The 1,371-nt window shown below is 55.3% G+C and carries 1 protein-coding gene; it reads left to right on the top strand.

The genetic code is table 11. From position 1 onward, the window contains the following. Window positions 1-1,371, top strand: a 1,371-nt coding sequence (locus tag AC1D1P_RS23435; protein ID WP_477674654.1) for a tyrosine-type recombinase/integrase, incomplete at both ends; no start/stop codon positions are given.

The raw sequence follows: 1,371 nt of genomic DNA, 5'->3' as shown, positions 1-1,371 counted from the left end.
GGCCTGGCTCGCAACACAATAAAGAAGCACCTGCGATCGGAAGAGAGCGAGCCCAAGTACCCAAGGCGGGTCAGCTCAACTAAGCTCGATCCCTACGCTGAGAAGCTGGCCACCTGGCTGGGAATCGAGGCAACAAAATCGCGGAAACAGCGGCGCACTTTGAGGCAGATCCACACAGACTCAGCCCAAAAAGGAGAAAACCAAGAACTTATCCACATCGTGAGCACCTTCTGCTCACAAAGAGTGTGGGTCAAAATTCGATGGAAAACTCGGGTCAGACTTCGGTGCAATTCAACAGGTGTCTACAAGAGACCGGATTCCGGTTTCTGGTGGATCAATGCAACGCTCCCCAACGGCAAAAGAGTACGCCAAAGCGCTGGGACTGAAATCAGAGAGGACGCCGAAGCGTATCTAGCCAAACTGAAGCTGGACGCGTACCGGGAAACCCACTTTGGATTGAAGCCTCAGCGTAGCTGGCAAGAAGCCGTTGTCCGGTACCTCGAATTGAAGCGGACATTGAGAAGTTTTTCGGATGTGCAGCAGATTTGCCGCTCCCTTGACCCTTACCTGGGGTCGATGATGCTCAGTCAGATCAATGGTGACGTGATTTGGGCCGTTGTCCAGGGAGAACTCAAGAAGGGCAACAAGCCTGCCACGGTGAACCGGTACCTCGCTACGATACGCGGCCTTTTTCGGATGGCCCGCGATGAGTGGCAGTGGATCGACAGCTTTCCGAAAATCAGGCTCCTGACCGGTGAAGTCGAGCGGGACCGCTGGTTGACGCATGAGGAGGCGGATCGATTGATTCGCTACTGTGCGCCCCATCTGGCGGCCCTGGTACGGTTTGCCCTGGCAACAGGCTGCCGTGCTTCCGAGATAACGGGTTTGGAGTGGAATCGGGTGGATTTGAACCGGCATACCGCCTGGCTCAATAAAACCAAGAATGGCACGCCCCGGGGAGTTCCGTTGAATGAAGATGCGAAAGAAGTCTTGAGGGAGCAGATTGGCAAGAGCCTGACGCACTGTTTCACCTTTCGGGGCGAACCGATGCGTTATCAGGTTACCAACTCTGCCTGGCGTACAGCGCTTGAGGCTGCCGGTATTTCGGATTTTCGGTTCCATGACCTGCGCCACACGTGGGCCTCATGGCATCGTCAGGCGGGAACGTCTTGCGATGAGCTCAAGGAATTGGGCGGCTGGAAATCCCGGGAGATGGTGGACCGCTATGCGAAGTATGGAACGGAGCACCTGGCCACGGCTGCCACGCGGATCGTCCGCTTGAAGCCTGAAACCGAGGGGAATCTGGTCACGTTTTTGTCACGTTCAGAAAGACAAAAGGACTTTTTGTCACGTTCAGAAAGACAAAAGGAC

The sequence above is a fragment of the Polaromonas sp. P1_E1_2 genome (genome assembly GCF_056406035.1).
This window is presented reverse-complemented; position numbering and strand designations above follow the sequence as displayed.